This window comes from Marinobacterium stanieri (genome assembly GCF_900155945.1).
Lineage (GTDB): Bacteria > Pseudomonadota > Gammaproteobacteria > Pseudomonadales > Balneatricaceae > Marinobacterium > Marinobacterium stanieri.
The window spans coordinates 109,512-135,897 of sequence record NZ_FTMN01000009.1; the positions used below are offsets into that span (position 1 = coordinate 109,512).

At 55.6% G+C, this 26,386-nt stretch carries 26 protein-coding genes and 5 tRNA genes; all 31 read right to left on the reverse strand.

What is annotated here, in order from left to right; all coding sequences use genetic code 11:
* Nucleotides 1-6: 6 nt before the first annotated feature.
* Nucleotides 7-687 carry a 30S ribosomal protein S3 gene (gene rpsC / locus BW956_RS17840; RefSeq protein WP_076464912.1) on the reverse strand — a complete coding sequence of 227 codons (681 nt, stop codon included), beginning with the start codon at nucleotides 685-687 and terminating at the stop codon, nucleotides 7-9.
* A 25-nt stretch (nucleotides 688-712) separates the two neighbouring features.
* Complete coding sequence (rplV, locus tag BW956_RS17845; protein WP_471777529.1) at nucleotides 713-1,045, reverse strand: 50S ribosomal protein L22; 333 nt, start codon at nucleotides 1,043-1,045, stop codon at nucleotides 713-715.
* Between the two features lie 8 nt (nucleotides 1,046-1,053).
* A complete protein-coding gene (rpsS, locus tag BW956_RS17850) occupies nucleotides 1,054-1,332 on the reverse strand; it encodes a 30S ribosomal protein S19 (RefSeq protein WP_010324100.1) in 279 nt (92 codons plus the stop codon).
* 12 nt (nucleotides 1,333-1,344) lie between these two features.
* The gene (rplB, locus tag BW956_RS17855) at nucleotides 1,345-2,172 is read right to left on the reverse strand and encodes a 50S ribosomal protein L2 (RefSeq protein WP_076464915.1); all 828 of its coding nucleotides are present in this window, start codon (nucleotides 2,170-2,172) and stop codon (nucleotides 1,345-1,347) included.
* A 13-nt stretch (nucleotides 2,173-2,185) separates the two neighbouring features.
* Nucleotides 2,186-2,482, reverse strand: a complete 297-nt coding sequence (gene rplW / locus BW956_RS17860) for a 50S ribosomal protein L23 (protein ID WP_010324102.1) — start codon at nucleotides 2,480-2,482, stop codon at nucleotides 2,186-2,188.
* A complete protein-coding gene (rplD, locus tag BW956_RS17865; protein WP_010324103.1) occupies nucleotides 2,479-3,084 on the reverse strand; it encodes a 50S ribosomal protein L4 in 606 nt (201 codons plus the stop codon). Before rplD ends, rplW begins: the two co-directional genes overlap by 4 nt.
* Nucleotides 3,085-3,095: 11 nt before the next feature.
* A complete protein-coding gene (gene rplC / locus BW956_RS17870) occupies nucleotides 3,096-3,734 on the reverse strand; it encodes a 50S ribosomal protein L3 (protein WP_010324104.1) in 639 nt (212 codons plus the stop codon).
* Nucleotides 3,735-3,845: 111 nt separating this feature from the next.
* Nucleotides 3,846-4,157, reverse strand: coding sequence for a 30S ribosomal protein S10 (rpsJ, locus tag BW956_RS17875; protein ID WP_010324105.1), 312 nt, complete (start codon nucleotides 4,155-4,157; stop codon nucleotides 3,846-3,848).
* Between the two features lie 196 nt (nucleotides 4,158-4,353).
* Nucleotides 4,354-5,547, reverse strand: coding sequence for an elongation factor Tu (gene tuf, locus BW956_RS17880; RefSeq protein WP_076464918.1), 1,194 nt, complete (start codon nucleotides 5,545-5,547; stop codon nucleotides 4,354-4,356).
* Nucleotides 5,548-5,579: 32 nt separating this feature from the next.
* On the reverse strand, nucleotides 5,580-7,673 hold the full coding sequence (gene fusA, locus BW956_RS17885; protein WP_076464921.1) for an elongation factor G: 2,094 nt from the start codon (nucleotides 7,671-7,673) through the stop codon (nucleotides 5,580-5,582).
* 19 nt (nucleotides 7,674-7,692) lie between these two features.
* The gene (gene rpsG / locus BW956_RS17890; protein ID WP_010325524.1) at nucleotides 7,693-8,163 is read right to left on the reverse strand and encodes a 30S ribosomal protein S7; all 471 of its coding nucleotides are present in this window, start codon (nucleotides 8,161-8,163) and stop codon (nucleotides 7,693-7,695) included.
* 154 nt (nucleotides 8,164-8,317) lie between these two features.
* Nucleotides 8,318-8,692 (reverse strand): 30S ribosomal protein S12, encoded by a 375-nt coding sequence (gene rpsL / locus BW956_RS17895; RefSeq protein WP_010325525.1) that lies wholly within the window; start codon nucleotides 8,690-8,692, stop codon nucleotides 8,318-8,320.
* 117 nt (nucleotides 8,693-8,809) lie between these two features.
* Nucleotides 8,810-13,036 carry a DNA-directed RNA polymerase subunit beta' gene (rpoC, locus tag BW956_RS17900; protein ID WP_010325526.1) on the reverse strand — a complete coding sequence of 1,409 codons (4,227 nt, stop codon included), beginning with the start codon at nucleotides 13,034-13,036 and terminating at the stop codon, nucleotides 8,810-8,812.
* 81 nt (nucleotides 13,037-13,117) lie between these two features.
* The gene (gene rpoB, locus BW956_RS17905) at nucleotides 13,118-17,218 is read right to left on the reverse strand and encodes a DNA-directed RNA polymerase subunit beta (RefSeq protein ID WP_076464924.1); all 4,101 of its coding nucleotides are present in this window, start codon (nucleotides 17,216-17,218) and stop codon (nucleotides 13,118-13,120) included.
* A gap of 177 nt (nucleotides 17,219-17,395) precedes the next feature.
* On the reverse strand, nucleotides 17,396-17,767 hold the full coding sequence (gene rplL / locus BW956_RS17910) for a 50S ribosomal protein L7/L12 (protein ID WP_076464927.1): 372 nt from the start codon (nucleotides 17,765-17,767) through the stop codon (nucleotides 17,396-17,398).
* Between the two features lie 70 nt (nucleotides 17,768-17,837).
* On the reverse strand, nucleotides 17,838-18,329 hold the full coding sequence (gene rplJ, locus BW956_RS17915) for a 50S ribosomal protein L10 (protein ID WP_076464930.1): 492 nt from the start codon (nucleotides 18,327-18,329) through the stop codon (nucleotides 17,838-17,840).
* Nucleotides 18,330-18,546: 217 nt separating this feature from the next.
* Complete coding sequence (rplA, locus tag BW956_RS17920) at nucleotides 18,547-19,242, reverse strand: 50S ribosomal protein L1 (RefSeq protein ID WP_010325530.1); 696 nt, start codon at nucleotides 19,240-19,242, stop codon at nucleotides 18,547-18,549.
* Entirely contained in the window at nucleotides 19,242-19,676 is a 435-nt protein-coding gene (gene rplK / locus BW956_RS17925) for a 50S ribosomal protein L11 (RefSeq protein ID WP_010325531.1), read from the reverse strand. The genes rplA and rplK overlap by 1 nt, the downstream gene beginning before the upstream one ends.
* Before the next feature lie 87 nt (nucleotides 19,677-19,763).
* Complete coding sequence (gene nusG, locus BW956_RS17930) at nucleotides 19,764-20,306, reverse strand: transcription termination/antitermination protein NusG (RefSeq protein WP_175612037.1); 543 nt, start codon at nucleotides 20,304-20,306, stop codon at nucleotides 19,764-19,766.
* 15 nt (nucleotides 20,307-20,321) lie between these two features.
* Nucleotides 20,322-20,690, reverse strand: coding sequence for a preprotein translocase subunit SecE (gene secE / locus BW956_RS17935; RefSeq protein WP_010325533.1), 369 nt, complete (start codon nucleotides 20,688-20,690; stop codon nucleotides 20,322-20,324).
* Between the two features lie 61 nt (nucleotides 20,691-20,751).
* Nucleotides 20,752-20,827: transfer RNA gene (locus BW956_RS17940), tRNA-Trp, on the reverse strand.
* Between the two features lie 66 nt (nucleotides 20,828-20,893).
* Complete coding sequence (gene tuf / locus BW956_RS17945; RefSeq protein WP_076464933.1) at nucleotides 20,894-22,087, reverse strand: elongation factor Tu; 1,194 nt, start codon at nucleotides 22,085-22,087, stop codon at nucleotides 20,894-20,896.
* A gap of 87 nt (nucleotides 22,088-22,174) precedes the next feature.
* Nucleotides 22,175-22,249: transfer RNA gene (locus tag BW956_RS17950), tRNA-Thr, on the reverse strand.
* A 25-nt stretch (nucleotides 22,250-22,274) separates the two neighbouring features.
* A tRNA-Gly gene (locus BW956_RS17955) sits at nucleotides 22,275-22,349 on the reverse strand.
* An 11-nt stretch (nucleotides 22,350-22,360) separates the two neighbouring features.
* Nucleotides 22,361-22,444: transfer RNA gene (locus BW956_RS17960), tRNA-Tyr, on the reverse strand.
* Between the two features lie 24 nt (nucleotides 22,445-22,468).
* Nucleotides 22,469-22,544 (reverse strand) — tRNA-Thr (locus BW956_RS17965).
* A gap of 37 nt (nucleotides 22,545-22,581) precedes the next feature.
* A complete protein-coding gene (locus tag BW956_RS17970) occupies nucleotides 22,582-23,244 on the reverse strand; it encodes a hypothetical protein (protein ID WP_139327227.1) in 663 nt (220 codons plus the stop codon).
* Complete coding sequence (locus BW956_RS17975) at nucleotides 23,219-23,956, reverse strand: type III pantothenate kinase (RefSeq protein WP_076464939.1); 738 nt, start codon at nucleotides 23,954-23,956, stop codon at nucleotides 23,219-23,221. The genes BW956_RS17970 and BW956_RS17975 overlap by 26 nt, the downstream gene beginning before the upstream one ends.
* Nucleotides 23,931-24,896 (reverse strand): bifunctional biotin--[acetyl-CoA-carboxylase] ligase/biotin operon repressor BirA, encoded by a 966-nt coding sequence (birA, locus tag BW956_RS17980; protein WP_076464942.1) that lies wholly within the window; start codon nucleotides 24,894-24,896, stop codon nucleotides 23,931-23,933. The genes BW956_RS17975 and birA overlap by 26 nt, the downstream gene beginning before the upstream one ends.
* A complete protein-coding gene (locus tag BW956_RS17985) occupies nucleotides 24,886-25,407 on the reverse strand; it encodes a dihydrofolate reductase (RefSeq protein WP_076464944.1) in 522 nt (173 codons plus the stop codon). Before BW956_RS17985 ends, birA begins: the two co-directional genes overlap by 11 nt.
* A gap of 14 nt (nucleotides 25,408-25,421) precedes the next feature.
* Entirely contained in the window at nucleotides 25,422-26,264 is an 843-nt protein-coding gene (locus BW956_RS17990) for a thymidylate synthase (protein WP_076464947.1), read from the reverse strand.
* Between the last annotated feature and the right edge of the window lie 122 nt (nucleotides 26,265-26,386).

The following is a 26,386-nucleotide window of genomic DNA, read 5'->3' on the forward strand; positions in this document are numbered from 1 at the left end:
TCTACCTCACTTACCTTTCTTCTTGGGTGCGTTCTTCTCGGCACGTACCTGTTCGATACCACCGAGGATCTCACCCTTGAAGATCCAGACTTTTACGCCAATCACACCGTAAGTGGTGTGGGCTTCGTAGGTAGCGTAATCGATGTCCGCACGCAGAGTGTGCAGCGGTACACGACCTTCACGGTACCATTCAGTACGCGCGATCTCGGCACCACCGAGACGACCGCCCAACTGAATTTTGATGCCCTTGGCGCCCTGACGCATCGCGTTCTGAACCGCGCGCTTCATCGCACGACGGAACATGACACGACGTTCCAGCTGGCTGGCAACGCCCTGTGCAACCAGTTTCGCATCCAGATCCGGCTTACGCACTTCTTCGATGTTGATGTGAACAGGCACACCCATCATCTGGGAAACAGCGTTGCGCAGCTTCTCGACGTCTTCACCTTTCTTGCCGATCACGATACCCGGACGCGCCGTGTAGATGGTGATCTTGGCATTCTGGGCCGGACGCTCGATTTCGATGCGGCTTACAGATGCATTTTTGAGCTGCTCATCCAGGTACTTACGCACCTGAAGGTCATTCAGCAGCTTCGCTGAGTATTCCGCTTTGTCGGCATACCATACAGACGCATGGTCCTTGACGACGCCAAGGCGAATACCGGTCGGATTGACTTTCTGACCCATATTGAAATCTCCTAGCAATCAGCCGTTAGTCGGACACCTTGACGGTGATATGTGACGAACGTTTCAGGATGCGATCAGCGCGGCCCTTGGCACGCGGCTGGATGCGCTTCATGGTCATACCTTCGTCAACGAAGATAGCAGAAACGTGCAGCTCATCGATGTCAGCACCTTCGTTGTGCTCCGCATTCGCGATAGCAGACTCGAGTACTTTCTTAACCAGGTGTGCACCCTTTTTGGTGCTGAACGCCAGGATATTCAGAGCTTCGCCCACAGACTTACCGCGGATCTGATCAGCGACCAGTCGGGCCTTCTGGGCGGAGATGCGAGCACCTGTGTGCTTGGCGATAACTTCCATCATCTACCCCCTTACTTCTTCTTGGCCTTCTTGTCGGCTGCATGACCGCGGTATGTACGTGTCGCAGCGAACTCGCCGAGTTTATGGCCGACCATGTCTTCGGTAATGAATACCGGAACATGCTGACGACCGTTATGTACTGCAATAGTCAGTCCCACAAACTGCGGGAAAACCGTAGAACGACGTGACCAGGTCTTGATCGGACGACGTTCGTTAGCTTCGATTGCAGCCTCTACCTTCTTCAGCAGGTGAAGGTCGATAAATGGACCTTTCTTCAGTGAACGTGGCACAGCTGATTCCTCTTATTTAGCCTTACGACGGCGTACGATCAGTTTATCGGTACGCTTGTTCTTGCGAGTCTTGTGACCCTTGGTCGGTACGCCCCACGGAGTAACCGGGTGACGACCACCAGAGCTGCGACCCTCACCACCACCATGCGGGTGATCAACCGGGTTCATCGCCGCACCGCGAACGGTCGGACGAACACCACGCCAGCGGCTAGCACCAGCTTTACCCAGTCGACGCAGGCTGTGCTCAGAGTTGCTGACTTCACCCAGAGTGGCACGGCATTCAGCCAGAACCTTACGGGTTTCACCAGAACGCAGACGCAGAGTAGCGTAAGTACCCTCACGGGCTACCAGCTGTGCGGAAGCACCTGCTGAACGTGCCAGCTGAGCACCTTTACCAGGCTTCAGCTCAACACAGTGAACGGTGCTACCGAGCGGTACGTTGCGCAGCGGCAACGTGTTACCGATCTTGATGTCGGCATCTTCGCCGGAGATGATGCGAGCACCAGCTTCCAGACCTTTCGGCGCGATGATGTAACGACGTTCACCGTCAGCGTACTTCACCAGGGCGATGTGCGCGGAACGGTTAGGATCGTATTCCACACGCTCGATCAGAGCCGGGATACCATCCTTGTTGCGACGGAAGTCGATTACACGGTAATGGTGCTTGTGACCGCCACCGATGTGACGAGTCGTGATGCGACCATTGTTGTTACGACCACCGCTCTTGCTGTTTTTTTCCAGCAGCGGCGCATAAGGCTTGCCTTTATGCAGACCTTCGCTGACCACCTTGACGAGATGACGACGTCCAGCAGAGGTCGGCTTCGCTTTAATAACTGCCATGGTTCAACCCCTCTTATTCGCCCGCCAGGAAATCGATTTCAGAACCTTCGGCCAGACGAACATACGCTTTACGAACATCGTTGCGCTTGCCCATGCCACGCATGGTGCGCTTGGTCTTGCCTTTGATATTCAGAACGTTGACGCCTGCAACCTTGACGTTGAACAGCTGCTCAACGGCTTCTTTGATTTCCGGCTTGGTTGCGTCTGAAGCCACACGGAATACTACCTGCTCGCTGCCTTCAGCAACGATGGTGGCTTTTTCAGAGATGTGCGGTCCGAGCAGCACTTTATAAATGCGTTCCGGGTTCATGCCAGCACCTCCTCAATTTTCTTCAGAGCAGGAACTGTCACCAGGACCTTCTCGAAACCAACCAGGCTAACCGGGTCGATACCAGCAGCATCACGTACGTCCACATGCGGAACGTTGCGTGCAGCCAGATACAGATTCTGCTCGACGTTTTCGGTGATCAGCAGAGCGTTATCCAGCTTGTACTCGTCAAGCTTGGCTACGAACTGCTTGGTTTTCGGTGCTTCCAGCTGGAAGTCTTCTACGACAACCAGGCGCTCCTGACGTACCAGCTCAGACAGGATGCAACGCATGGCAGCGCGGTACATCTTCTTGTTTACTTTCTGAGCGAAAGAACGCGGCTGAGCAGCGAAGGTTACACCACCCGCACGCCACAGCGGTGAACGGCTAGTACCCGCACGGGCACGACCGGTACCTTTCTGACGGAACGGCTTAGCGCCACCACCAGATACTGCGGAACGGTTTTTCTGCGCTTTGCTACCCTGGCGGCCAGCTGCCATGTAGGCAGTAACAACCTGGTGCACAAGCGTTTCATTAAACTCTTTGCCAAATGCCAGATCGGATACTTCAACCGATCCAGTGGCTCCAGTCAGATTCAGATTCATGGCAAACCTCCTTAGGCGCGTGCTTTAACAGCAGGTTTAACGATGACATCGCCGCCAGTGGCGCCCGGGATTGCTCCCTTGACGATCAGCAGGTTACGCTCAGCATCAACACGTACGACTTCCAGAGTCTGTACTGTGCAACGCTCGGCACCCATGTGACCGGCCATCTTTTTACCTTTGAAGACACGACCCGGGGTCTGGCACTGACCAATGGAACCCGGAGCACGGTGAGAGATAGAGTTACCGTGAGTCATATCCTGAGTAGAGAAGTTCCAGCGCTTAACGCCACCCTGGAAACCTTTACCTTTAGATTGACCAGTAACGTCGATCTTCTGACCTGCTTCGAAGCGCTCAACTGTCAGCGCGTCGCCGACGTTGATTTCCTCGTCACCATTCACACGGAACTCCCACAAACCGCGACCGGCTTCTACGCCAGCCTTGGCAAAGTGACCTGCTTCCGGCTTGCTCAGGCGGTTAGCCTTTTTGCTACCAGTAGTCACCTGTACCGCAGCGTAACCGTCTTTTTCGACAGTCTTGACGTTGGTTACACGGTTCGGTTCCATCTCGATGACGGTGACTGGCACGGACACGCCATCTTCTGTGAAGACACGGGTCATACCCGCTTTACGTCCGATAAGTCCTACAGACATGTTTTTACCTCTTGCCAGTTGTGTACGGGGCTGTCACCCGCTATGGCTGCCCTTTTCAGGCGCATTCCACAAATAGCGCTTCATTAATTGAATAATTCTGCGCAGTGCGTATTAGCCGAGGCTGATCTGCACTTCAACACCCGCAGCGAGATCCAGCTTCATCAGTGCGTCGACAGTTTTTTCTGTCGGCTCAACGATGTCCAGAACACGCTTGTGCGTACGAATTTCGTACTGATCACGCGCGTCTTTGTTAACGTGCGGAGAGATCAGAACGGTGTAACGCTCTTTGCGAGTAGGAAGTGGGATCGGACCACGCACCTGAGCACCTGTACGCTTGGCAGTCTCAACGATCTCCAGAGCGGACGAGTCGATCAGGCGATGATCAAAAGCCTTCAGACGAATTCTGATTTTTTGGTTCTGCATTCTGATCACGCATTTCCTGTAAGTTTTTTTACGGCAATAGCCGACCTCCCCTCGGATGAAGGGGACGCAAATTTTACTCAGAGGCGCCTGCAGCGTCAACTGAAAGTTTAATTTTTAACCACTTTTCTGGTTCATTTTTCGCCAGGCACAAAAAAGCCCTCCGAAGAGGGCTTTTTCAATCAATCAAACACGTAGATTACGCGATGATTTTGGATACAACGCCAGCGCCGACGGTACGACCACCTTCACGGATGGCGAAGCGCAGACCTTCTTCCATCGCGATCGGGTTGATCAGGGTAACAGTCATCTGGATGTTGTCACCCGGCATTACCATTTCAACGCCTTCCGGCAGTTCACAGGCACCAGTGATGTCAGTGGTACGGAAGTAGAACTGCGGACGGTAGCCTTTGAAGAACGGAGTATGACGGCCGCCTTCTTCCTTGCTCAGTACGTAAACTTCGCCTTCGAACTGAGTGTGCGGAGTGATGGATGCCGGCTTGGCCAGTACCTGACCACGCTCAACTTCGTCACGCTTGGTACCACGCAGCAGCGCACCAACGTTCTCGCCTGCACGACCCTGGTCCAGCAGCTTGCGGAACATCTCAACACCAGTACAAGTAGTCTTGGTAGTGTCCTTGATGCCGACGATTTCGATTTCGTCACCAACGTTCAGGATACCACGCTCGATACGACCGGTTACTACGGTACCACGACCGGAGATAGAGAATACGTCCTCGATCGGCATCAGGAACGGCTGATCAACGGCACGCTCCGGCTCAGGGATGTACTCGTCCAGAGTCTCAACCAGCTTCTTAACAGCAGCCTGGCCGAAGTTTTCCGGATCTTCACCGTTCAGCGCCTGCAGAGCAGAACCTACGATGATCGGAGTGTCGTCACCCGGGAAGTCGTACTCTTCCAGAAGTTCGCGAACTTCCATTTCAACCAGTTCCAGCAGCTCTTCGTCGTCGACCATGTCTGCTTTGTTCAGGAACACAACGATGTACGGTACGCCAACCTGACGAGACAGCAGGATGTGCTCACGTGTCTGCGGCATGGGGCCGTCAGCAGCAGAACATACCAGGATCGCGCCGTCCATCTGGGCAGCACCGGTGATCATGTTCTTAACGTAGTCGGCGTGTCCCGGGCAGTCTACGTGCGCGTAGTGACGAGTCGGAGATTCGTACTCTACGTGAGAAGTAGAGATGGTGATACCACGCTCACGCTCTTCCGGAGCGTTATCGATGCCGTCGAAGGCAACGGCAGCGCCGCCCCATACTTCTGCACATACGCGAGTCAGTGCGGCAGTCAGAGTAGTTTTACCGTGGTCAACGTGGCCGATAGTACCAACGTTAACGTGGGGCTTGTTGCGTTCAAATGATTGTTTAGCCACGATTAAATCCTCTTGATTCAGTATTTGGCTTATCAGTTCTGTTTGATAACGGCATCAGCAATATTCTGCGGAGCTTCGGCATAGCCTTTAAACTCCATAGAATAGGTCGCACGACCCTGAGACGCGGAGCGCAGGTCGGTAGCGTAACCGAACATCTCACCCAGCGGTACTTCAGCGTTGATAACCTTACCGGAAGTGCTGTCTTCCATGCCCTGTACCAGACCACGACGACGGTTCAGGTCACCCATAACGTCACCCATGTACTCTTCAGGGGTAACAACTTCAACTTTCATCATCGGTTCAAGCAGACACGGACTAGCTTCCTGCGCATACTTTTTGAGCGCCTGAGATGCCGCGATTTTAAACGCCATCTCATTGGAGTCAACTTCGTGGAAGGAACCGTCGTACAAACGTGCCTTCAGGCCGATGAGCGGATAGCCGGCGATAACACCGTTCTTCATCTGCTCTTCAACGCCCTTCTGAACCGCCGGGATGTATTCCTTCGGAATAGCACCACCTACGATCTCGTTCACGAACTCCAGACCTTCGTCTTCGCTCGGGGTGAATTCGATCACTACGTGACCGTACTGACCACGACCACCGGACTGACGCGCAAACTTGTGGTTTGCAACAACGGCCTGACGGATCTTTTCACGGTAGGCAACCTGAGGCTTACCGATGTTAGCTTCAACCTTGAACTCGCGTTTCATGCGGTCAACGATGATGTCCAGGTGCAGCTCACCCATGCCGGAGATGATGGTCTGGCCGGTTTCTTCGTCAGTTTCAACGCGGAAAGACGGGTCTTCCTGAGCCAGTTTACCCAGCGCAACACCCATTTTTTCCTGGTCAGCCTTGGATTTCGGCTCCACAGCAACGGAGATTACCGGATCCGGAAATTCCATACGTTCCAGAACGATCTTCTGATCAAGGTCGCACAGAGTATCACCGGTAGTAACGTCCTTCAGACCGATCATGGCAGCGATGTCACCGGCACGCACTTCCTTGATCTCTTCACGACTATTGGCGTGCATCTGCACCATACGACCGATGCGCTCTTTCTTCTGTTTAACAGAGTTGTAAACGCTGTCGCCAGACTGCAGAACACCGGAGTAGACACGTACGAAGGTCAGAGTACCTACGAACGGGTCAGTCGCGATCTTGAATGCCAGCGCCGCGAACGGAGCATCATCATCGGCTTCACGGGTTTCAACGGTTTCAGCCGCGTCATCCAGAGTACCTTCGATCGCCTTAACCTCGGTCGGAGACGGCAGATATTCGATAACCGCATCCAGAACCGCCTGTACACCCTTGTTCTTGAACGCGGAACCAGCCTGCATCAGGATGATTTCGTTGTTCAGGGTACGGGCACGCAGACCAGCCTTGATCTCTTCAACAGACAGTTCGCCTTCTTCCAGGTACTTGTCCATCAGTTCTTCAGAGGCTTCAGCAGCTGCTTCAACCATCTGTTCGTAGTACTGATCAACCTTGTCCTGCATGTCGGCCGGGATGTCGCCTTCTTCGAAGGTCATACCCATGTCTTCTTCGTTCCACAGGATCGCCTTGCCGCGCAGCAGGTCAACGACGCCCTTGAACTCGTCTTCCGCACCGATCGGCAGGTTGATCGGCACAGGTACGGCGTTCAGACGCTTCTTCAGCTGCTCTTCAACCATGTAGAAGTTGGCGCCGGCACGGTCCATCTTGTTGACGAACACCATGCGGGGAACTTCGTACTTGTTGGCCTGACGCCATACAGTCTCGGTCTGCGGTTGTACGCCTGAAGAGGCACACAGAACCACTACAGCACCGTCCAATACACGCAGAGAACGTTCTACTTCGATAGTGAAGTCAACGTGCCCCGGGGTGTCGATGATGTTGACACGGTGTTCCTCGAACTGCTGCTGCATACCACTCCAGAAGCAGGTTACAGCGGCAGAGGTGATAGTGATACCACGCTCCTGTTCCTGCTCCATCCAGTCAGTCGTAGATGCACCATCATGGGTTTCACCCATCTTGTGGCTACGGCCTGTGTAGAACAGAACACGTTCAGTGGTGGTAGTCTTGCCGGCGTCAACGTGCGCGCAGATACCGATATTACGGTAGCGCGCGAGGGGTGTAGTTCGAGCCACGACTCAATTCCTCTGAATTTTAGAAGCGATAGTGAGCGAAAGCCTTGTTGGCTTCAGCCATACGATGCACGTCTTCACGTTTCTTGACAGCAGCACCACGTCCTTCAGAAGCGTCAACCAGCTCACCGGCGAGACGCAGAGCCATGGATTTTTCACCACGCTTACGAGCAGCATCTACGAGCCAGCGCATGGCCAGAGCCATACGACGAGAGGGACGTACTTCAACAGGTACCTGGTAGGTAGCACCACCTACACGGCGAGATTTAACCTCAACCATCGGCTGTACTGTTTCCAGTGCTTTTTCGAACAGCTCCAGCGGATCCTGCTTGGTGCGTTCTTCAACTTTATCCATCGCACCGTATACGATACGTTCAGCAACAGACTTCTTGCCGTGTACCATCAGGTGGTTGATGAATTTTGCCAGTGTAATGTTACCGAATTTAGGATCCGGCAGGATTTCGCGCTTCGCAGCGACGCGTCTTCTTGGCATGGATAAGCCCTCTAAAAAATGTTTAAGGTCTTCAGGATAATGCGGTATGTATTCACATCCGCCCTTACTCTTATCGTCTTTCGGTCTTGCTTTAACAGCTGCGTAACCCTAGATGGCCACCGGCTGGAACAGCTTCACCGTCGGAGCGACGGGATTAGGACTTAGGACGCTTGGTACCGTACTTGGAACGACCCTGTTTACGGTCGTTAACACCGGAGCAGTCCAGAGAACCACGAACAGTGTGGTAACGCACACCCGGAAGGTCTTTTACTCGACCGCCACGGATCAGTACTACGGAGTGTTCCTGCAGGTTGTGGCCTTCACCACCGATGTAGGAAGACACTTCGAAGCCGTTGGTCAGACGCACACGACATACTTTACGCAGAGCCGAGTTCGGCTTCTTCGGAGTAGTCGTATAAACACGGGTACATACACCGCGACGCTGCGGACATGCCTGAAGCGCACGAACGTCGCTCTGCTGTACCTTGCGCTTACGCGGCTTGCGTACCAACTGGTTGATTGTTGCCATTTAAGCAAACTCCACGATTGGTTTTTAAGCACCATTTAACGCCGGATTCTATATCCAGCACGAAAGGGCCGGAATTTTAATCAATTCCGGCCCCATACGTCAATTTTTGAGCAATAATTACTCAGCGTCTGGCGACATGGAGGCGTTCAGAGCCTCGGTCAGCGCCTGTTGTACCTCTTCGGCACTCACGCTGACACTTTCAGTCGCCGACTGACGTTTACGCTTGCGTTCGCTGTGGTATGCCAAACCGGTACCAGCCGGAATCAGACGACCCACAACAACGTTTTCTTTCAGACCACGCAGGAAGTCCTGCTTGCCGGTTACCGCACCTTCGGTCAGTACGCGGGTTGTCTCCTGGAAGGAGGCCGCGGAGATGAAGGACTCGGTTGCCAGGGAGGCCTTGGTGATACCCAGCAGTACACGTTCGAACTTGCACGGGATCTTGCCTTCGGCTTCCAGACGCTGGTTTTCTTCAACGATTGCCTGGTATTCAACCTGGTCACCCGGGATGAACTGGGAATCGCCGGCATCCAGAATCTCGGCCTTGCGCAGCATCTGACGCACAATAACTTCGATGTGCTTGTCGTTGATGGCTACACCCTGGAGGCGGTAAACCTCCTGGATCTCGCTGACGATGTACTTGGCCAGCTCTTCCACACCCAGAATGCGCAGGATGTCGTGTGCGTTGGACGGACCGTCGGACAGGACTTCACCCTTCTCCACGGTTTCGCCTTCGAACACGTTCAGGTTACGCCACTTCTGGATCATGATCTCATACGGATCAGCACCATCGGTCGGGCTCAGCACGATACGACGCTTGCCCTTGGTTTCCTTGCCGAAGCTGACAGCACCGGAGATCTCTGCCAGTACGGCAGACTCTTTCGGCTTACGTGCTTCAAACAGGTCCGCTACGCGCGGCAGACCACCGGTGATGTCCTTGTTGACCGAGCCTTCCTGCGGAATACGCGCCAGGATGTCACCGATCTGTACCTCGGCGCGGTCGTTCAGGTTAACGATCGCTTTAGCCGGCAGCAGGTACTGCGCAGGCATTTCGGTACCCGGGTGGAAGACATCGTTACCGTTGGCATCCACCAGTTTGATCATCGGACGGATATCCTTGCCAGCGGCAGGACGATCCTTGGCATCCAGAATCTCGATAGTGGACAGACCGGTCAGCTCATCTGTCTGACGCTTGATGGTAATACCATCTTCCATGCCCGCGAATTCGACCTTACCTGCCACCTCGGTGACGATCGGGTGAGTATGCGGGTCCCAGTTGGCAACGACGGCACCGGCATCAACCTTGGAACCATCACGCACCTTGATCAGGGCACCGTACGGCAGCTTGTAGCGTTCACGCTCACGACCGTGTTCGTCGGTCACACCGACTTCACCGGAACGGGAGGTCGCAACCAGGTTGCCATCCGTACGCTCTACATATTTCAGGTTGTGCAGACGGATTTCACCGCCGTTCTTGACCTGAATGCTGTCAACGGCTGCAGCTCGAGATGCCGCACCACCGATGTGGAAGGTACGCATGGTCAGCTGTGTACCCGGCTCACCGATGGACTGGGCAGCGATAACGCCGACCGCTTCACCACGGTTGACCAGGTGTCCACGACCCAGGTCGCGGCCGTAACAGTTGGAGCAGATACCGTGCTGGGATTCACAGGTGATCGCAGAGCGCACCAGAATCTCGTCGATACCGCTGTAGTCTTCGTCATTTTCCAGACGGTGTACCCAGGCTTCATCGATCAGGGTACCGGCCGGAATCAGAGTCTCGGTCTCGGACGGGTTGAGCACGTCTTCGGCTACAACACGACCCAGTACACGCTCACCCAGGGTTACGATTACGTCGCCACCCTCGATCATCGGCTGAACCACTACGCCGCGCTCGGTACCACAGTCTTCTTCGGTGATAACCACGTCCTGCGCTACGTCTACCAGACGACGCGTCAGGTAACCGGAGTTCGCGGTCTTCAGTGCGGTATCCGCCAGACCCTTACGAGCACCGTGGGTCGAGATGAAGTACTGCAGTACGTTCAGACCTTCACGGAAGTTCGCCACGATCGGCGTTTCGATGATGGAGCCATCCGGCTTCGCCATCAGACCACGCATACCGGACAGCTGACGAATCTGGGCGGCACTACCACGCGCACCGGAGTCGGCCATCATGTAAACGGAGTTGAAGGACTCCTGCTCGACTTCTTCGCCATCGGCGTTGACGACGGTTTCAACCTTCAGGTTGTCCATCATCTTCTTCGCCAGCAGTTCGTTGGCGCGGGACCAGATGTCGATAACCTTGTTGTACTTCTCGCCCTGAGTTACCAGGCCGTCGGCGAACTGACGTTCGATCTCTTTCACTTCCGCATCAGCTTCAGCGATGATGTTGACCTTCTCGGCCGGGATCTCGAAGTCGTTCACACCGATAGAGGCACCGGACATGGTCGCCTGACGGAAGCCCATGTACATCAGCTGGTCGGCAAAGATAACGGTATCTTTCAGACCACAACGACGGTAGGCCTCGTTCAGCAGGCGAGAAATCGCCTTCTTCTTCATCGCCTGGTCAACCAGGGAGAACGGCAGGCCATCAGGTACGATATCGAACAGCATGGCACGGCCGACAGTGGTGTCCTGCAGACCATAGCGCTCTTCAACATTACCTTCGATGTCACGGATCACTTCAGGGATACGCACCTTGATACGTGCCTGCAGGTGAACCTGACCGGCGCCATGCGCACGCTGAACTTCGCGAATGTCGGAGAAGACCATGCCTTCACCCTTGGCATTCACGCGCTCACGGGTCATGTAGTACAGACCCAGTACCACGTCCTGAGACGGTACGATGATCGGTTCGCCGTTGGCCGGTGACAGGATGTTGTTGGTGGACATCATCAGGGCACGGGCTTCGAGCTGGGCTTCCAGGGTCAGCGGTACGTGTACCGCCATCTGGTCACCGTCAAAGTCGGCGTTGTACGCAGCACACACCAGCGGGTGCAGCTGGATTGCCTTACCTTCAATCAGTACCGGCTCAAATGCCTGGATACCCAGACGGTGCAGTGTCGGTGCACGGTTCAGCAGAACCGGGTGCTCACGAATCACTTCGTCGAGGATATCCCATACCAGAGGCTCTTCACGCTCAACCATCTTCTTGGCAGCCTTGATGGTAGTCGCGTGACCACGCAGCTCAAGCTTGGAGAAGATGAACGGCTTGAACAGCTCCAGCGCCATTTTCTTGGGCAGACCGCACTGGTGCAGACGCAGGTACGGGCCTACCACGATTACGGAACGGCCGGAGTAGTCAACACGCTTACCGAGCAGGTTCTGACGGAAACGACCCTGCTTACCCTTGATCATGTCAGCCAGGGATTTCAGCGGGCGCTTGTTGGAACCGGTGATGGCACGACCGCGACGGCCGTTATCCAGCAGCGCATCGACGGATTCCTGCAGCATGCGCTTCTCGTTGCGCACGATGATATCCGGTGCGTTCAGGTCCAGCAGACGCTTCAGACGGTTGTTACGGTTGATTACACGGCGGTACAGATCGTTCAGATCCGAAGTCGCGAAACGACCACCATCCAGCGGTACCAGCGGACGCAGGTCCGGCGGCAGAACCGGCAGCACTTCCATGATCATCCAGGCAGGATCATTGCCGGACTTGTGGAAGGCTTCCAGCAGCTTCAGGCGCTTGGACAGCTTCTTGATTTTGGTTTCGGAGTTGGTCTGCGGCAGTTCTTCACGCAGCTGCTGGCATTCTTCATCCAGCTCGATGGAAGACAGCAGCTCCTTAACCGCTTCAGCACCCATACGGGCGTCGAAGTCATCACCAAATTCTTCCAGTGCTTCGAAGTACTGTTCGTCGTTCAGCAGCTGACCACGCTCAAGGGTGGTCATGCCCGGATCGATTACGACGAAGGATTCGAAGTACAGCACACGCTCGATATCACGCAGGGTCATATCCAGCATCAGGCCGATACGAGACGGCAGTGACTTCAGGAACCAGATGTGAGCAACCGGAGAGGCCAGCTCGATGTGACCCATGCGCTCACGACGCACTTTGGTCTGGGTCACTTCAACGCCACACTTCTCACAGATGACACCACGGTGCTTCATGCGCTTGTACTTGCCGCACAGACACTCGTAGTCCTTCACCGGGCCAAAGATCTTGGCACAGAACAGGCCGTCACGCTCCGGCTTGAAGGTACGGTAGTTGATGGTTTCCGGCTTTTTAACTTCACCGTAGGACCAGGAACGGATCATGTCCGGTGACGCCAGGGATACGCGAATAGAGTCGAACTCTTCGGACTGTCCCTGGTTCTTCAGCAGATTCAGCAAATCTTTCATTGTCTATAGCTCCTCGCGGAGTTCTCTGCGCCGAAGGCCCCTCGAATCTTCAAGGGGCCCCGGCTGGTGATCATTCAGGACTTATTCGCTTTCCAGCTCGATATCGATACCGAGCGAGCGGATTTCCTTGATCAACACGTTGAACGATTCCGGCATGCCCGGTTCCATACGGTGATCGCCATCCACGATGTTCTTGTACATCTTGGTACGACCGTTCACGTCGTCCGACTTGACCGTCAGCATTTCCTGCAGGGTGTAGGCGGCACCGTAGGCTTCCAGTGCCCAGACCTCCATCTCACCGAAGCGCTGACCACCGAACTGCGCCTTACCACCCAGCGGCTGCTGGGTAACCAGGCTGTAGGAGCCAGTGGAACGTGCGTGCATCTTGTCGTCGACCAGGTGGTTCAACTTCAGCATGTACATGTAACCCACGGTTACCTGGCGGTCGAAGCGATCACCGGTGCGGCCGTCGAACAGGGTGAACTGACCACTGTCGTCCATATCCGCCAGACGCAGCAGCGCCTTGATTTCGCTCTCTTTGGCACCGTCAAATACCGGCGTTGCCAGAGGTACACCCTTACGCAGGTTAGCCGCCAGTTCCAGGATGTCGTCATCGCTGAAGCTGTCCAGATCTTCCTGACGACCGGCAGTCAGACCGCCGTGATCATCATTGTAGATCTGTCCCAGGAATTCGCGCAGTGACTTGACCTTCTCGGCCTTGGCCTGCTCCTGTTCCAGCAGCGCATTTACCTTGCGACCCAGGCCTGTTGCCGCCATACCGAAGTGAGTCTCGAGGATCTGACCCACGTTCATACGGGACGGTACACCCAGCGGGTTGAGGACGATATCCACCGGCTCGCCATGGGCATCGTACGGCATGTCTTCAACCGGCATGATCACGGAGATAACACCCTTGTTACCGTGACGACCTGCCATCTTGTCACCCGGCTGTACGCGACGCTTGGTGGCAACATACACCTTGACGATCTTCAGCACGCCCGGTGCCAGATCATCGCCGGTCTGCAGCTTGCTCTTCTTGTCTTCGAAGCGCTTGTCGAGGTTGGCACGACGCTCTTCCAGCTGCTTCTTGGCCAGTTCCAGCTCTTCGCTGACGCTTTCGTCGGCGACGCGGATCTTGAACCAGTCAGACTTCTTCAGATCGGCCAGGAAGTCTTCAGTGATGGCTTCGCCTTTCTTCAGGCCAGCACCACCTTCAGCATTCAGACCGACCAGCTTGCGTCCCAGACGCTCGAAGGTTGCCTGCTCGACAATGCGGAACTCTTCGTTGAGGTCCTTGCGGATACCATCCAGCTCGGACTTCTCGATAGACAGCGCACGCTCGTCTTTCTGTACACCATCACGGGTGAAGACCTGAACGTCGATAACTTTACCAACGGTACCGGTCTTGACGCGCAGAGAGGTGTCCTTAACGTCGGACGCCTTCTCACCGAAGATGGCGCGCAGCAGTTTTTCTTCCGGTGTCAGCTGGGTTTCACCCTTGGGTGTTACCTTGCCGACCAGGATGTCGCCCGGACCCACTTCAGCACCGATATGCACGATGCCGGCTTCATCCAGCTTCGCCAGCGCAGACTCGCCCACGTTGGGAATATCGGAGGTGATCTCTTCCGGACCCAGCTTGGTGTCACGCGCCACACAGGTCAGTTCCTGAATGTGGATCGTGGTGAAACGGTCTTCCTGAACCACACGCTCGGAGATGAGGATGGAGTCCTCGAAGTTGTAGCCGTTCCACGGCATGAACGCGATGCGCATGTTCTGACCCAGAGCCAGCTCGCCCAGATCGACAGACGGACCGTCGGCCATGACGTCACCACGCTGCACGGTTTCACCCGGGTTCACGATGGAACGCTGGTTGATGCAGGTGTTCTGGTTGGAACGCACGTATTTGGTCAGGTTGTAGATATCTACACCCGCTTCACCGGCCTGTACTTCGTCATCATGGACGCGTACGACGATACGCGCCGCATCGACAGACTCGATAACACCGCCACGACGGGCAACCACACACACACCGGAGTCCTGTGCCACGTTGCGCTCGATGCCGGTACCCACCAGCGGCTTTTCGGCGCGCAGTGTCGGTACAGCCTGACGCTGCATGTTGGAACCCATCAATGCGCGGTTGGCGTCATCGTGTTCCAGGAACGGGATCAGGGACGCAGCCACAGATACAACCTGACGTGCGGACACGTCCATGTACTGTACGCGCTCCGGCGGCATTACCGTGGTTTCGTTCAAGTGACGCACGGTTACCAGGTCGTCGGTCAGACGGCCGTCATCATCCATGGTCGCAGAGGCCTGGGCGATAACGTACTTGTTCTCTTCGATCGCAGACAGGTAGTCGATATCGTCAGTCACCTGACCATCAACAACACGACGGTACGGCGTTTCCAGGAAGCCGTAATCGTTGGTGCGTGCAAATACTGCCAGCGAGTTGATCAGACCGATGTTCGGACCTTCAGGGGTCTCGATCGGACATACACGACCGTAGTGAGTCGGGTGTACGTCTCGCACCTCAAAGCCGGCACGCTCACGGGTCAGACCACCCGGGCCCAGTGCGGATACACGACGCTTGTGTGTAACCTCGGACAGCGGGTTGTTCTGGTCCATGAACTGGGACAGCTGAGAAGAACCGAAGAATTCCTTGATCGCCGCAGCCACCGGCTTGGCATTGATCAGGTCCTGCGGCATCAGGTTGTCGGACTCGGCCATGGACAGACGTTCACGGACGGCACGCTCAACACGGACCAGACCGACACGGAACTGGTTCTCGGCCATTTCGCCAACGGAACGGATACGACGGTTACCCAGGTGGTCGATATCGTCGACGGTGCCTTTACCGTTACGGATGTCGATCAGGGTCTTCATCACGTCCAGGATGTCATCCTTGTCGAGGATGCCGGAACCGGTGACTTCGTCGCGACCCAGGCGACGGTTGAACTTCATGCGGCCTACAGCTGACAGGTCGTAACGCTCGTCAGAGAAGAACAGGTTCTCGAACAGCGCTTCCGCAGATTCCTTGGTGGGCGGCTCGCCCGGGCGCATCATGCGGTAGATTTCGACCAGTGCTTCCAACTGGTTGCGGGTCGGGTCGATACGCAGAGTGTCAGATACAAACGCACCACAATCCAGGTCGTTGGTATACAGCGTCTCGATGCGATCAATGCCCAGCACCTGCATCTTGCCGATCATCTCTTCAGTGATTTCGGCGTTACAGTTGGCGATCAGTTCACCTGTGGTCGGGTCCATCAGGTTACGTGCCAGCGCCTTGCCGATCAGGTACTCAGCCGGAACATCCAGCTGCTGCATACCGGCCTTGGCCATCTGACGAATGTGACGCGGCGTGATACGACGACCCGCTTCCACGATCACATTACCATCCGGATCCTTGATTTCGAACGACATGGTCTCGCCACGCAGACGTTCCGGAATCAGGTCCATCCAGATGTTTTCCCCTTCCAGCGTCCAGCCAGTGGTGTGGAAGAAGGTTTCCAGAATCTCTTCAGCTTCGTAGCCCAGCGCGCGCAGCAGAATAGTTGCCGGCAGCTTACGACGACGGTCGATACGGACAAACAGGCTGTCTTTCGGGTCGAACTCGAAGTCCAACCAGGAACCGCGGTAAGGAATGATACGCGCGGAGTACAGCAGTTTGCCGGAAGAATGTGTCTTGCCCTTGTCGTGGTCGAAGAACACACCCGGAGAGCGGTGCAGCTGAGATACGATTACACGTTCGGTACCGTTAACAACGAAGGTACCGTTTTCAGTCATCAGGGGCATTTCGCCCATGTAGACTTCCTGCTCCTTGATGTCCTTGACCGCTTTGGTAGATGAATCGCGATCATAGATCACCAGGCGCACTTTGACGCGCAGAGGTGCGGCGTAGGTGATACCACGCTGTTGACACTCTTTCACGTCGAATACGGGTTCGCCCAGACGGTAGCCGGCGTACTCCAGGGCTGCGTTGCCAGAGTAAGAGACAATTGGAAATACGGAATTAAACGCAGCGTGCAAGCCCTCGTCGCGACGACCCTCGCCAGCGCTGCCGTCCTGCAGGAAGCGGCGATAGGAGTCGAGCTGAGTCGCCAACAGGTATGGCACATCCATTACCTGCCGCAACTTTGCGAAATTCTTGCGAATGCGTTTCTTCTCAGTATATGAATAAGCCATCAGTGTTCCCCAGCATCTGCACCCAGGTTGAGAAGCCAGTCCGTCGCATGCCTGCGATGGGCTGTGTAGCCATTATTTATTTGCTGTCTATAAATAACGGAAAAAGGCCGGTGGCGCTTCGCCACCAGCCATACGCTTTTTAAGCAGTTTTAAGCCGCTTTTTGCGCATCAACGCGATTACTTCAGTTCGACAGTCGCGCCAGCTTCTTCCAGAGCTTTCTTCAGCTCTTCAGCTTCAGCTTTTTCTGCGCCTTCCTTGATGGTAGACGGAGCGCCATCAACCAGTTCTTTGGCTTCTTTCAGGCCCAGACCGGTTGCGCCGCGAACAGCCTTGATGACGTTAACTTTCTTGTCGCCAGCAGCGGTCAGAACAACGTCGAACTCAGACTGTTCTTCAGCAGCACCAGCGTCGCCACCAGCAGCGCCAGCTACAACAGCAGCAGCAGCGGTAACACCGAATTTTTCTTCCATTGCTTCGATCAGAGCAACAACGTCTTTTACAGACATTTCAGCAACAGCGTTGATGATATCTTCGTGAGTCAGAGACATGATTCAAATCCTGATAATTGGGTAGAGCGATAGCTCGTTAAAACTTTCAATAAACCGCCAAGAACACGTCTTAGGCAGCTTGCTCTTTCTGGTCGCGAATAGCCGCAATAGTACGAACCAGCTTGCCAGCAGATGCTTCTTTCAGAACGCTCATCAGCTTGGCGATTGCTTCGTCGTAAGTCGGCAGGCTTGCCAGCATGGCGATGTCGACCACTTCACCTTCAAACGCAGCAGTTTTCAGTTCGAACTGCTCGTTATCTTTCGCGAAATCCTTGAGGATACGCGCACCGGCACCCGGGTGCTCGGTGGAGAATGCGATGATGGTCGGACCGACAAAGCTGTCCTGCAGACATGCGTAGTCAGTGCCTTCAACTGCGCGGCGAGCCAGAGTGTTACGTACGACTTTCAGCCATACGCCGTTTGCACGGGCTTCTTTACGCAGAGCAGTCATGTCTTCTACAGTTACACCGCGAGAATCGGCAACTACTGCAGACAGAGCAGACTTGGCAGCTTCCTGGACTTCAGCGACGATCGCTTTTTTGTCTTCGAGTCCTAATGCCACGATTTACTCCTGGATTTAGTCTTTCGACTGTTTACCAACCACCCCTTGCGGGGCTTCTGAGTACGGTGGTTTTTGATTCGCGTGAATCTCACCGTCTGCGCAGGCTGGTGTTTCCATTAAGATGCCGCCACCGAGGTAACAACATCACCTGCGGTCTTTGACGGCCTTCGCCTCTGTATTACAGGTCACGAAGACCCTCAAAAAACCTTTGCGCTGATTAGAAGCTCAGAGAGCTCTGATCAACGGACAGACCCGGGCCCATGGTAGTGGACAGGGTCACTTTCTTCACGTAAACGCCCTTGGCAGAAGCCGGTTTCAGCTTCTTCAGGTCCGCCAGCAGTGCTTCCAGGTTTTCCTGGATAGCCTTGCCTTCGAAGCCCAGCTTGCCAACGGAGCAGTGAACGATACCGTTCTTGTCAGTACGGAAACGCACCTGACCTGCTTTGGCGTTGTTTACTGCAGTGGTCACGTCCGGAGTAACGGTACCGACTTTCGGGTTCGGCATCAGGCCACGCGGACCCAGGATCTGACCCAGCTGACCGACAACACGCATAGCGTCAGGAGTCGCAATCACTACGTCAAAATCCAGGTTGCCGGCTTTAACCTGTTCAGCCAGGTCTTCAAAGCCAACAACGTCAGCACCTGCCGCTTTTGCTTTCTCAGCGTTGTCACCCTGAGCAAACACAGCAACACGTACATCTTTGCCTGTACCGTTCGGCAGTACTGTAGAACCACGTACAACCTGGTCGGATTTACGCGGATCAACACCCAGGTTCACAGCAACGTCAACAGACTCGGTGAACTTGACTGAAGAGATCTCACCCAGCAGTGCAACAGCATCTGTCAGCGGGTAAAGCTTGCCGCTCTCAACCTTCTCACGGATCGCCTTCTGGCGCTTGGTCAGCTTAGCCATTACTCTACACCCTCCACTTCAAGACCCATGGAGCGAGCGCTACCAGCGATGGTGCGAACAGCCGCATCCATGTCAGCCGCAGTCAGATCCGGCATCTTGGTTGTTGCAATCTCTTCCAGCTGAGCGCGAGTAACGGTACCCACTTTCTCAGTGTTCGGACGAGAAGAACCGCTCTTCAGACCAGCTGCTTTTTTCAGCAGGATGGACGCCGGCGGAGTCTTGGTGATAAAGGTAAAGCTACGGTCGCTGTATACAGTGATAACAACCGGCACCGGCAGACCCGGTTCCATACCTTGAGTCTGTGCGTTGAACGCTTTACAGAACTCCATGATGTTAACACCGTGCTGACCCAGAGCAGGACCTACGGGGGGACTAGGGTTAGCCTGACCCGCTTTTACCTGCAGCTTGATGTAAGCATTGATTTTCTTAGCCATTAAGCTACTCCTTATGGGTTCAAACGCCGCAAGGGCTCCCCATGTTTACAACGGCAAAACCGCCTGACGGCGGCTTTGCTACCAAACTCAGCCCTTTTCGACCTGAGTAAATTCCAGCTCGACCGGAGTCGAGCGCCCGAAGATGAGCACAGCCACCTGCAGACGGTTCTTTTCGTAGTTGACTTCTTCGACAACGCCGTTGAAGTCGGCAAAAGGACCATCGATGACGCGCACCATCTCGCCGGGTTCGAAAACAGTCTTGGGACGCGGCTTGTCTGCACCGCTTTCGACGCGCTGCAAAATTTCGTCCGCTTCCTTTTTGGTAATCGGGGCCGGCTTGTCTGCGGTACCACCGATAAAGCCCATTACGCGCGGGGTATTCTTCACCAGGTGCCAGGTCTCATCATTCATGACCATGTTCACCAACACGTAACCGGGGTAAAACTTGCGCTCTGACTTGCGCTTTTTGCCGTCACGAATCTCAACAACTTCTTCAGTCGGCACCAGCACTTCACCGAACAGATCCTGCATGCTGTGCAGCTCGATCCGTTCCTTGAGGCTGTTCATGACGCGCTTTTCATAGCCGGAGTAGGCATGCACGACATACCAACGCTTCTTGTCCATGTCCATGCTTACTTACACCTCTTAACCAATAGCGCCGGACACCAGCCAACCCAACAGGGTATCAAGACCCCAGAGCGCCAGACCGACCAGCAGCACAGTCAAAACTACGATAGCGGTTGTTTGCAGGGTTTCCTGACGCGTTGGCCAGACCACTCTGCGAATCTCATTCTTGGCTTCCTTAAACAACTGGAAGAAAGCCTTACCTTTTGCTGTCTGCAGCGCCACAAAGCCCGCAACCAGTGCCAGCGCAACCAGCGCCAAAACACGGTACAGCAAAGACTCACCTGCAAACACGGAGTTTCCTACCACACCGGCCGCAACCAGTGCTACAACGACAACCCACTTCAGGCCATCGAGCTTAGATCCTTCGGACGTCACTTTAGAGTTCACGCTAGGAGCCTCGGCAATTGAAAAGCTTGCGCTTTGATGTGACACCATCTTCGATTGAAGATGGCAGGCCAGGAGGGACTCGAACCCCCAACCTGCGGTTTTGGAGACCGCTGCTCTGCCAATTGAGCCACTGGCCTGTTGCGTAACAGGGAGGCACATTATAGGCGCCTCCCCACCTGTATGCAACAGGTAATTATCGATTTTTATTCGATAATTTTGGATACCACGCCGGCACCCACGGTACGACCACCTTCACGGATGGCGAAGCGCAGACCTTCTTCCATCGCGATCGGGTTGATCAGGGTAACAGACATCTGGATGTTGTCACCCGGCATTACCATTTCAACGCCTTCCGGCAGCTCACACGCACCAGTGATGTCAGTGGTACGGAAGTAGAACTGCGGACGATAGCCTTTGAAGAACGGAGTATGACGGCCACCTTCTTCCTTGCTCAGCACGTAAACTTCGCCTTCGAACTGAGTGTGCGGAGTGATGGATGCCGGCTTGGCCAGTACCTGACCACGCTCAACTTCGTCACGCTTGGTACCACGCAGCAGCGCACCAACGTTCTCGCCTGCACGACCCTGGTCCAGCAGCTTGCGGAACATCTCAACACCAGTACAAGTAGTCTTGGTAGTGTCCTTGATGCCGACGATTTCGATTTCGTCACCAACGTTCAGGATACCACGCTCGATACGACCGGTTACTACGGTACCACGACCAGAGATAGAGAATACGTCCTCGATCGGCATCAGGAACGGCTGATCAACGGCACGCTCCGGCTCAGGGATGTACTCGTCCAGAGTCTCAACCAGCTTCTTAACAGCAGCCTGGCCGAAGTTTTCCGGATCTTCACCGTTCAGCGCCTGCAGAGCAGAACCAACGATGATCGGAGTGTCGTCACCCGGGAAGTCGTACTCTTCCAGAAGTTCGCGAACTTCCATTTCAACCAGCTCCAGCAGCTCTTCGTCGTCGACCATGTCTGCTTTGTTCAGGAACACAACGATGTACGGTACGCCAACCTGACGAGACAGCAGGATGTGCTCACGTGTCTGCGGCATGGGGCCGTCAGCAGCAGAACATACCAGGATCGCGCCGTCCATCTGGGCAGCACCGGTGATCATGTTCTTAACGTAGTCGGCGTGTCCCGGGCAGTCTACGTGCGCGTAGTGACGAGTCGGAGATTCGTACTCTACGTGGGAAGTAGAGATGGTGATACCACGCTCACGCTCTTCCGGAGCGTTATCGATGCCGTCGAAGGCAACGGCAGCGCCGCCCCATACTTCTGCACATACGCGAGTCAGTGCGGCAGTCAGAGTAGTTTTACCGTGGTCAACGTGGCCGATAGTACCAACGTTAACGTGGGGCTTGTTACGTTCAAATGATTGTTTAGCCATGGCAAGGTCAACCTGATCAAGTCGTTTTCAAAGACGCCAAATACAACAAAGGGTAGATATATCACTATATCTACCCTTCATCAAAACTGGAGCTCATGGGCGGATTTGAACCGCCGACCTCACCCTTACCAAGGGTGTGCTCTACCCCTGAGCTACATGAGCATAACGCGTTTTCCTTTGCCCCGTTTGGAGCGGGTAGCGGGAATCGAACCCGCCTCTTCAGCTTGGAAGGCTGAGGTAATAGCCACTATACCATACCCGCTGAAACGGAGATGGTGGTGGGAGGTGGATTCGAACCACCGAAGCTTGCGCGTCAGATTTACAGTCTGATCCCTTTGGCCACTCGGGAACCCCACCAGCCTTTCAAACCTTCTTCAGACATGGTGCCGGCACGAGGAGTCGAACCCCGGACCTACTGATTACAAGTCAGTTGCTCTACCAACTGAGCTATACCGGCCTTGCCTGTCGAAGTGGTGCGTATCTTACTGATCCCATTAGGGGCGTGCAACCCCCTCGCAGGATTTTTTTTCAATTTTTATGCCCGGCCATCCGGACAGCAACAACTGGCGCAAAACATCGTCCAGTTCATCACCCGCCGGAATGCTGACAAGCAGATCATGACCGGGATCCGGATCGGGAATCGGCACCTGTCGCACATCCACATCCAGAACGGCCATCAATGCCTGCCGTTCGGTTCGCGCAGCCTGTTGTGCCTCATCTCCGACAAAGGGCCCCAGCACAAAATCACCGGCATCCGTTTGCGGCACCCAGCCGGCCAATGCCAGCTCATCGAGTAACTGGATACGCGCTTCAGCGTCAGCCGGCACGCTCACCCTCAGGTGATAGCCAATCACCGCTGATTGCGCATCCTGACGCTCGATCACAAACCCCTTGTCTGCCAGCAGACCGCGCGCGCGCTGCAGCTCCGACTCCGACATGAACACACCCAGGCGATAGCACTGCAATTCACGGGGCTGCAGCTGCGCCGAACGATCCAGCTCATGCAGCAGGTGCAGATTTTTCAGTGTCGCCTCAGGCGCCGGCTCCGCCAGTTGCCGCTGCTGCCCATACCAGAACAGCAGCAACGCATTTCCCAATAACAGCAGCAGAGCCAGCCAGCGCAGCATCATTTCACCCCAGTGTCCATTGCAAGCCATCCAGCACCAGGTCTGGATGGTGTTGCGCCTGAGACAGATAAGGCAGGAGCGCTTCGGCATCCCCGCCCGTTACCAATACCGGCAAGGAACCCTTCTGACCCGGCAATCCTTTATCAACCCGCTCGGCCAGCGCCAGCATGAGCAGATGGGCACCGTGTGAAACAGCTTCCTCGGTACTGCGCCCCGGGCTCAAGGCAACACGCTCAAGCGCATCCTCCACCTTGATTTCGGCGGTACGCCCAAGCAGGGATGTCTGCATCAGCCGCAACCCCGGCAGGATATAGCCACCTTGATGCTCCCCTCGGTCATCCAGTACATCCACGGTAATGGCACTGCCGGCATCGACGACACAACAGGCACCCCGTGTATGCTGCCAGGCCGCCAGCATCGCCAGCCAGCGATCTACCCCCATACGGCTCGGATCCGAGTAGCTGTTACTTACCCCTGCACATTGCGCCTGAGTGAACGCCTGCTGCAGCTCAACACCCCAGCATTCACGCACGGCCGCTGCCAGCCGCTGATTCAATGCAGCCCCGGCAACGGAGCCCAACCAGACAGATGCGGGAGAATGAGCGCATTGACGCAGGCAGTCTGCGTTAAATTCGGCCGTCAGCCAGCGCCCCGATTGCAGGGTTACACCTGCCTGACGCAAACGCCATTTGATGAAGGTATTTCCGGCATCCAGCTCAAGCCGGCTCGTGGATACGGACACTCATTTCTCCTCCATGGAAGACTTCTTCCCCCGCCGCCGTCTGCAAACGCAAACCGCCCTGATCGGTCACCCCGACACACACACCTTCGTAGCTGTGACTGCCCGATGTCAGCCGCACTTCGCGTCCGGCAAAAGCATTTACCGCTTCCCAATCCGGCCGCAAAGGAGCAAACCCGCCTCGCTCAAACGACTCCAGCACGGTCACAAGCTCTGCGACCAGGGCTGCCAGCAATTCCGTGCGACTGCCAGTAAAACCCAGCCGACTCAAATCCGTTGCCGGCTGGTCCAGCTCTTCCAGCAAAGCATCTGGCAGGCGTACATTCAACCCCACACCGATGGCGACCTGACACTCACCGGCGGCATCGCCGCTCAATTCAATCAAAATACCGGACAACTTGGCCTGATCGACCAACAGATCATTGGGCCACTTGAGACAGACATCCGGCACTTCAAGGCGCCGCAAGGCACGCTGCAATGCAACTCCCACTGCCAGACTCAGACCTTCCAGCGCAGCCGCCCCGGAGTTGAAGCGCCAGGCCAGACTGAAGCAGAGACTGGACGCCAGCGGGCTGAGCCATTGGCGCCCGCGACGGCCACGACCGCCATGCTGGAACTCCGCCACATACAAACCGCCCGGCACACCCTGCTGCAAACGCTCCAGCGCCCGCACATTGGTCGAGTCGATCTCCGTGACCACCTCCGTCTCTGCCAAACCCGGAATATCCTGCAGGCTCGCCTGCAGACGGGTGGCATCCAGCAGGTCCAGCCCACCCGGGATACGGTAGCCACGCCCCTTGACGCTGTAGAGCTCAACCCCCAGCTCTTCCAGGCGACGCATGTGCTTCCATACGGCACTGCGACTCATCCCCAGCTCACGCCCGATGGCACTACCGGAATGAAAGGCGCCATCGGCGAGTACCTGCAGCAGCTTATCCAGCATCAGCAGCTCCAGCGCGGTCCATCACGATAAAGCTGTAATCATAGGGATTAGGCCCTTCCGCCTTGAAATCATCACGCCCGACTTCCTGCCATTCAGTTGCATCCAGCGGCGGGAAAAAGGCATCACCTTCTACTTCTGCATGTACCTGTGTCAGATAAAGGCGATCCGCACGCGGCAGACAGAGTGCATAGATTTCCGCACCACCGATCACAACCGTCTCTTCCACGCCATCAATCAACGCCAGGCTTTCTGCCAGCTCGACCCCTTCGTCCAGGCCGTGCACCACGCGCACACCGGGATGATTCCACTCGGTATCACGGGTAATGACGATATTGGTGCGGCCAGGCAGAGGTTTGCCGATGGACTCGAAGGTCTTGCGACCCATCACGATGGGCTTGCCCAGGGTAACCTGCTTGAAATACTTGAGATCCCCCGGCAGATACCAGGGCAATTTGTTGTTAATGCCAATCACTCGATTGAGGGACTGGGCCGCAATCATGGCCAGGCGCATGCTGTCTCCTTATCTCAGATGGCAATAGGGGCACGGATGACCGGATCCGGGTCATACCCGACCACCTCAAAGTCATCGTATTCATAGCTGAACAGGTCCGCCGGACGACGACGCAACTTGAGCTGCGGCAGCGCCTTGGGAGTACGCGACAACTGTTCCTGCACAATGGAGGGGTCGTTCAAGTGATTGGCATAGAGGTGCAGATCACCAAAGGTGTGAACGAAATCACCCACCTCCAGATCGCACTGCTGCGCAATCATATGAGTCAGCAGTGAATAGGAGGCGATATTGAAAGGCACCCCAAGGAAATAGTCGGCACTGCGCTGATACAGCTGACAGCTCAACTTGCCGTTCGCCACATAAAACTGGAACAGCGTATGGCAAGGGGGCAGCGCTGCCTTGCCCTGGCGTACATTGTCCTGCGGGCTGATGCGCTCATCCGGCAGATCAGCCGGATTCCAGCCGCTCACAATCAGACGACGCGAATTGGGCGTACGCTTGATCTGCTCCACCACCTGACTGATCTGATCAATGGTGGAACCATCCGGGCACGCCCAGGAGCGCCACTGCTTGCCGTAGATCGGCCCCAGATCACCGTCTTCCAGTGCCCACTCATTCCAGATCCGCACGCCGCGTTCCTGCAACCAGGTGTTATCGGTGCTGCCGGAGAGGAACCAGAGCAGCTCATAGATCACCGACTTGAGGTGCACTTTTTTGGTGGTCAGCAGCGGAAAGCCTTCCGACAGATCGAAGCGCAGCTGACGCCCAAACAGCGAGCGTGTACCCGTGCCCGTGCGATCGCCCTTATCCACTCCGTTATCAATGATGTCCTGCATCAGGTCCAGATACTGCCGCATAGCCGCCCCGTTCTAAAAACAAATAGGGTTTATTCTATGCTTCACTCAGCTCAGAGACCAGAGCTGCGCCCGGGTGCGGCATTACTCCTTGCCTGCGACCGTCTGCCGCCAGGGATGGCGCA

Bases quoted from the DNA above. Each gene is read 5' to 3' on its own strand.
- rpsC (WP_076464912.1), bottom strand. From the start codon at position 687: ATGGGTCAGAAAGTCAATCCGACCGGTATTCGCCTTGGCGTCGTCAAG.
- rplV (WP_471777529.1), bottom strand. From the start codon at position 1,045: ATGATGGAAGTTATCGCCAAGCACACAGGTGCTCGCATCTCCGCCCAG.
- rplB (WP_076464915.1), bottom strand. From the start codon at position 2,172: ATGGCAGTTATTAAAGCGAAGCCGACCTCTGCTGGACGTCGTCATCTC.
- rplW (WP_010324102.1), bottom strand. From the start codon at position 2,482: ATGAACCCGGAACGCATTTATAAAGTGCTGCTCGGACCGCACATCTCT.
- rplD (WP_010324103.1), bottom strand. From the start codon at position 3,084: ATGAATCTGAATCTGACTGGAGCCACTGGATCGGTTGAAGTATCCGAT.
- rplC (WP_010324104.1), bottom strand. From the start codon at position 3,734: ATGTCTGTAGGACTTATCGGACGTAAAGCGGGTATGACCCGTGTCTTC.
- rpsJ (WP_010324105.1), bottom strand. From the start codon at position 4,157: ATGCAGAACCAAAAAATCAGAATTCGTCTGAAGGCTTTTGATCATCGC.
- rpsG (WP_010325524.1), bottom strand. From the start codon at position 8,163: ATGCCAAGAAGACGCGTCGCTGCGAAGCGCGAAATCCTGCCGGATCCT.
- rpsL (WP_010325525.1), bottom strand. From the start codon at position 8,692: ATGGCAACAATCAACCAGTTGGTACGCAAGCCGCGTAAGCGCAAGGTA.
- rpoC (WP_010325526.1), bottom strand. From the start codon at position 13,036: ATGAAAGATTTGCTGAATCTGCTGAAGAACCAGGGACAGTCCGAAGAG.
- rpoB (WP_076464924.1), bottom strand. From the start codon at position 17,218: ATGGCTTATTCATATACTGAGAAGAAACGCATTCGCAAGAATTTCGCA.
- rplL (WP_076464927.1), bottom strand. From the start codon at position 17,767: ATGTCTCTGACTCACGAAGATATCATCAACGCTGTTGCTGAAATGTCT.
- rplA (WP_010325530.1), bottom strand. From the start codon at position 19,242: ATGGCTAAGCTGACCAAGCGCCAGAAGGCGATCCGTGAGAAGGTTGAG.
- rplK (WP_010325531.1), bottom strand. From the start codon at position 19,676: ATGGCTAAGAAAATCAATGCTTACATCAAGCTGCAGGTAAAAGCGGGT.
- nusG (WP_175612037.1), bottom strand. From the start codon at position 20,306: ATGGACATGGACAAGAAGCGTTGGTATGTCGTGCATGCCTACTCCGGC.
- tuf (WP_076464933.1), bottom strand. From the start codon at position 22,087: ATGGCTAAACAATCATTTGAACGTAACAAGCCCCACGTTAACGTTGGT.
- BW956_RS17970 (WP_139327227.1), bottom strand. From the start codon at position 23,244: ATGGCTTGCAATGGACACTGGGGTGAAATGATGCTGCGCTGGCTGGCT.
- birA (WP_076464942.1), bottom strand. From the start codon at position 24,896: ATGCTGGATAAGCTGCTGCAGGTACTCGCCGATGGCGCCTTTCATTCC.
- BW956_RS17985 (WP_076464944.1), bottom strand. From the start codon at position 25,407: ATGCGCCTGGCCATGATTGCGGCCCAGTCCCTCAATCGAGTGATTGGC.
- BW956_RS17990 (WP_076464947.1), bottom strand. From the start codon at position 26,264: ATGCGGCAGTATCTGGACCTGATGCAGGACATCATTGATAACGGAGTG.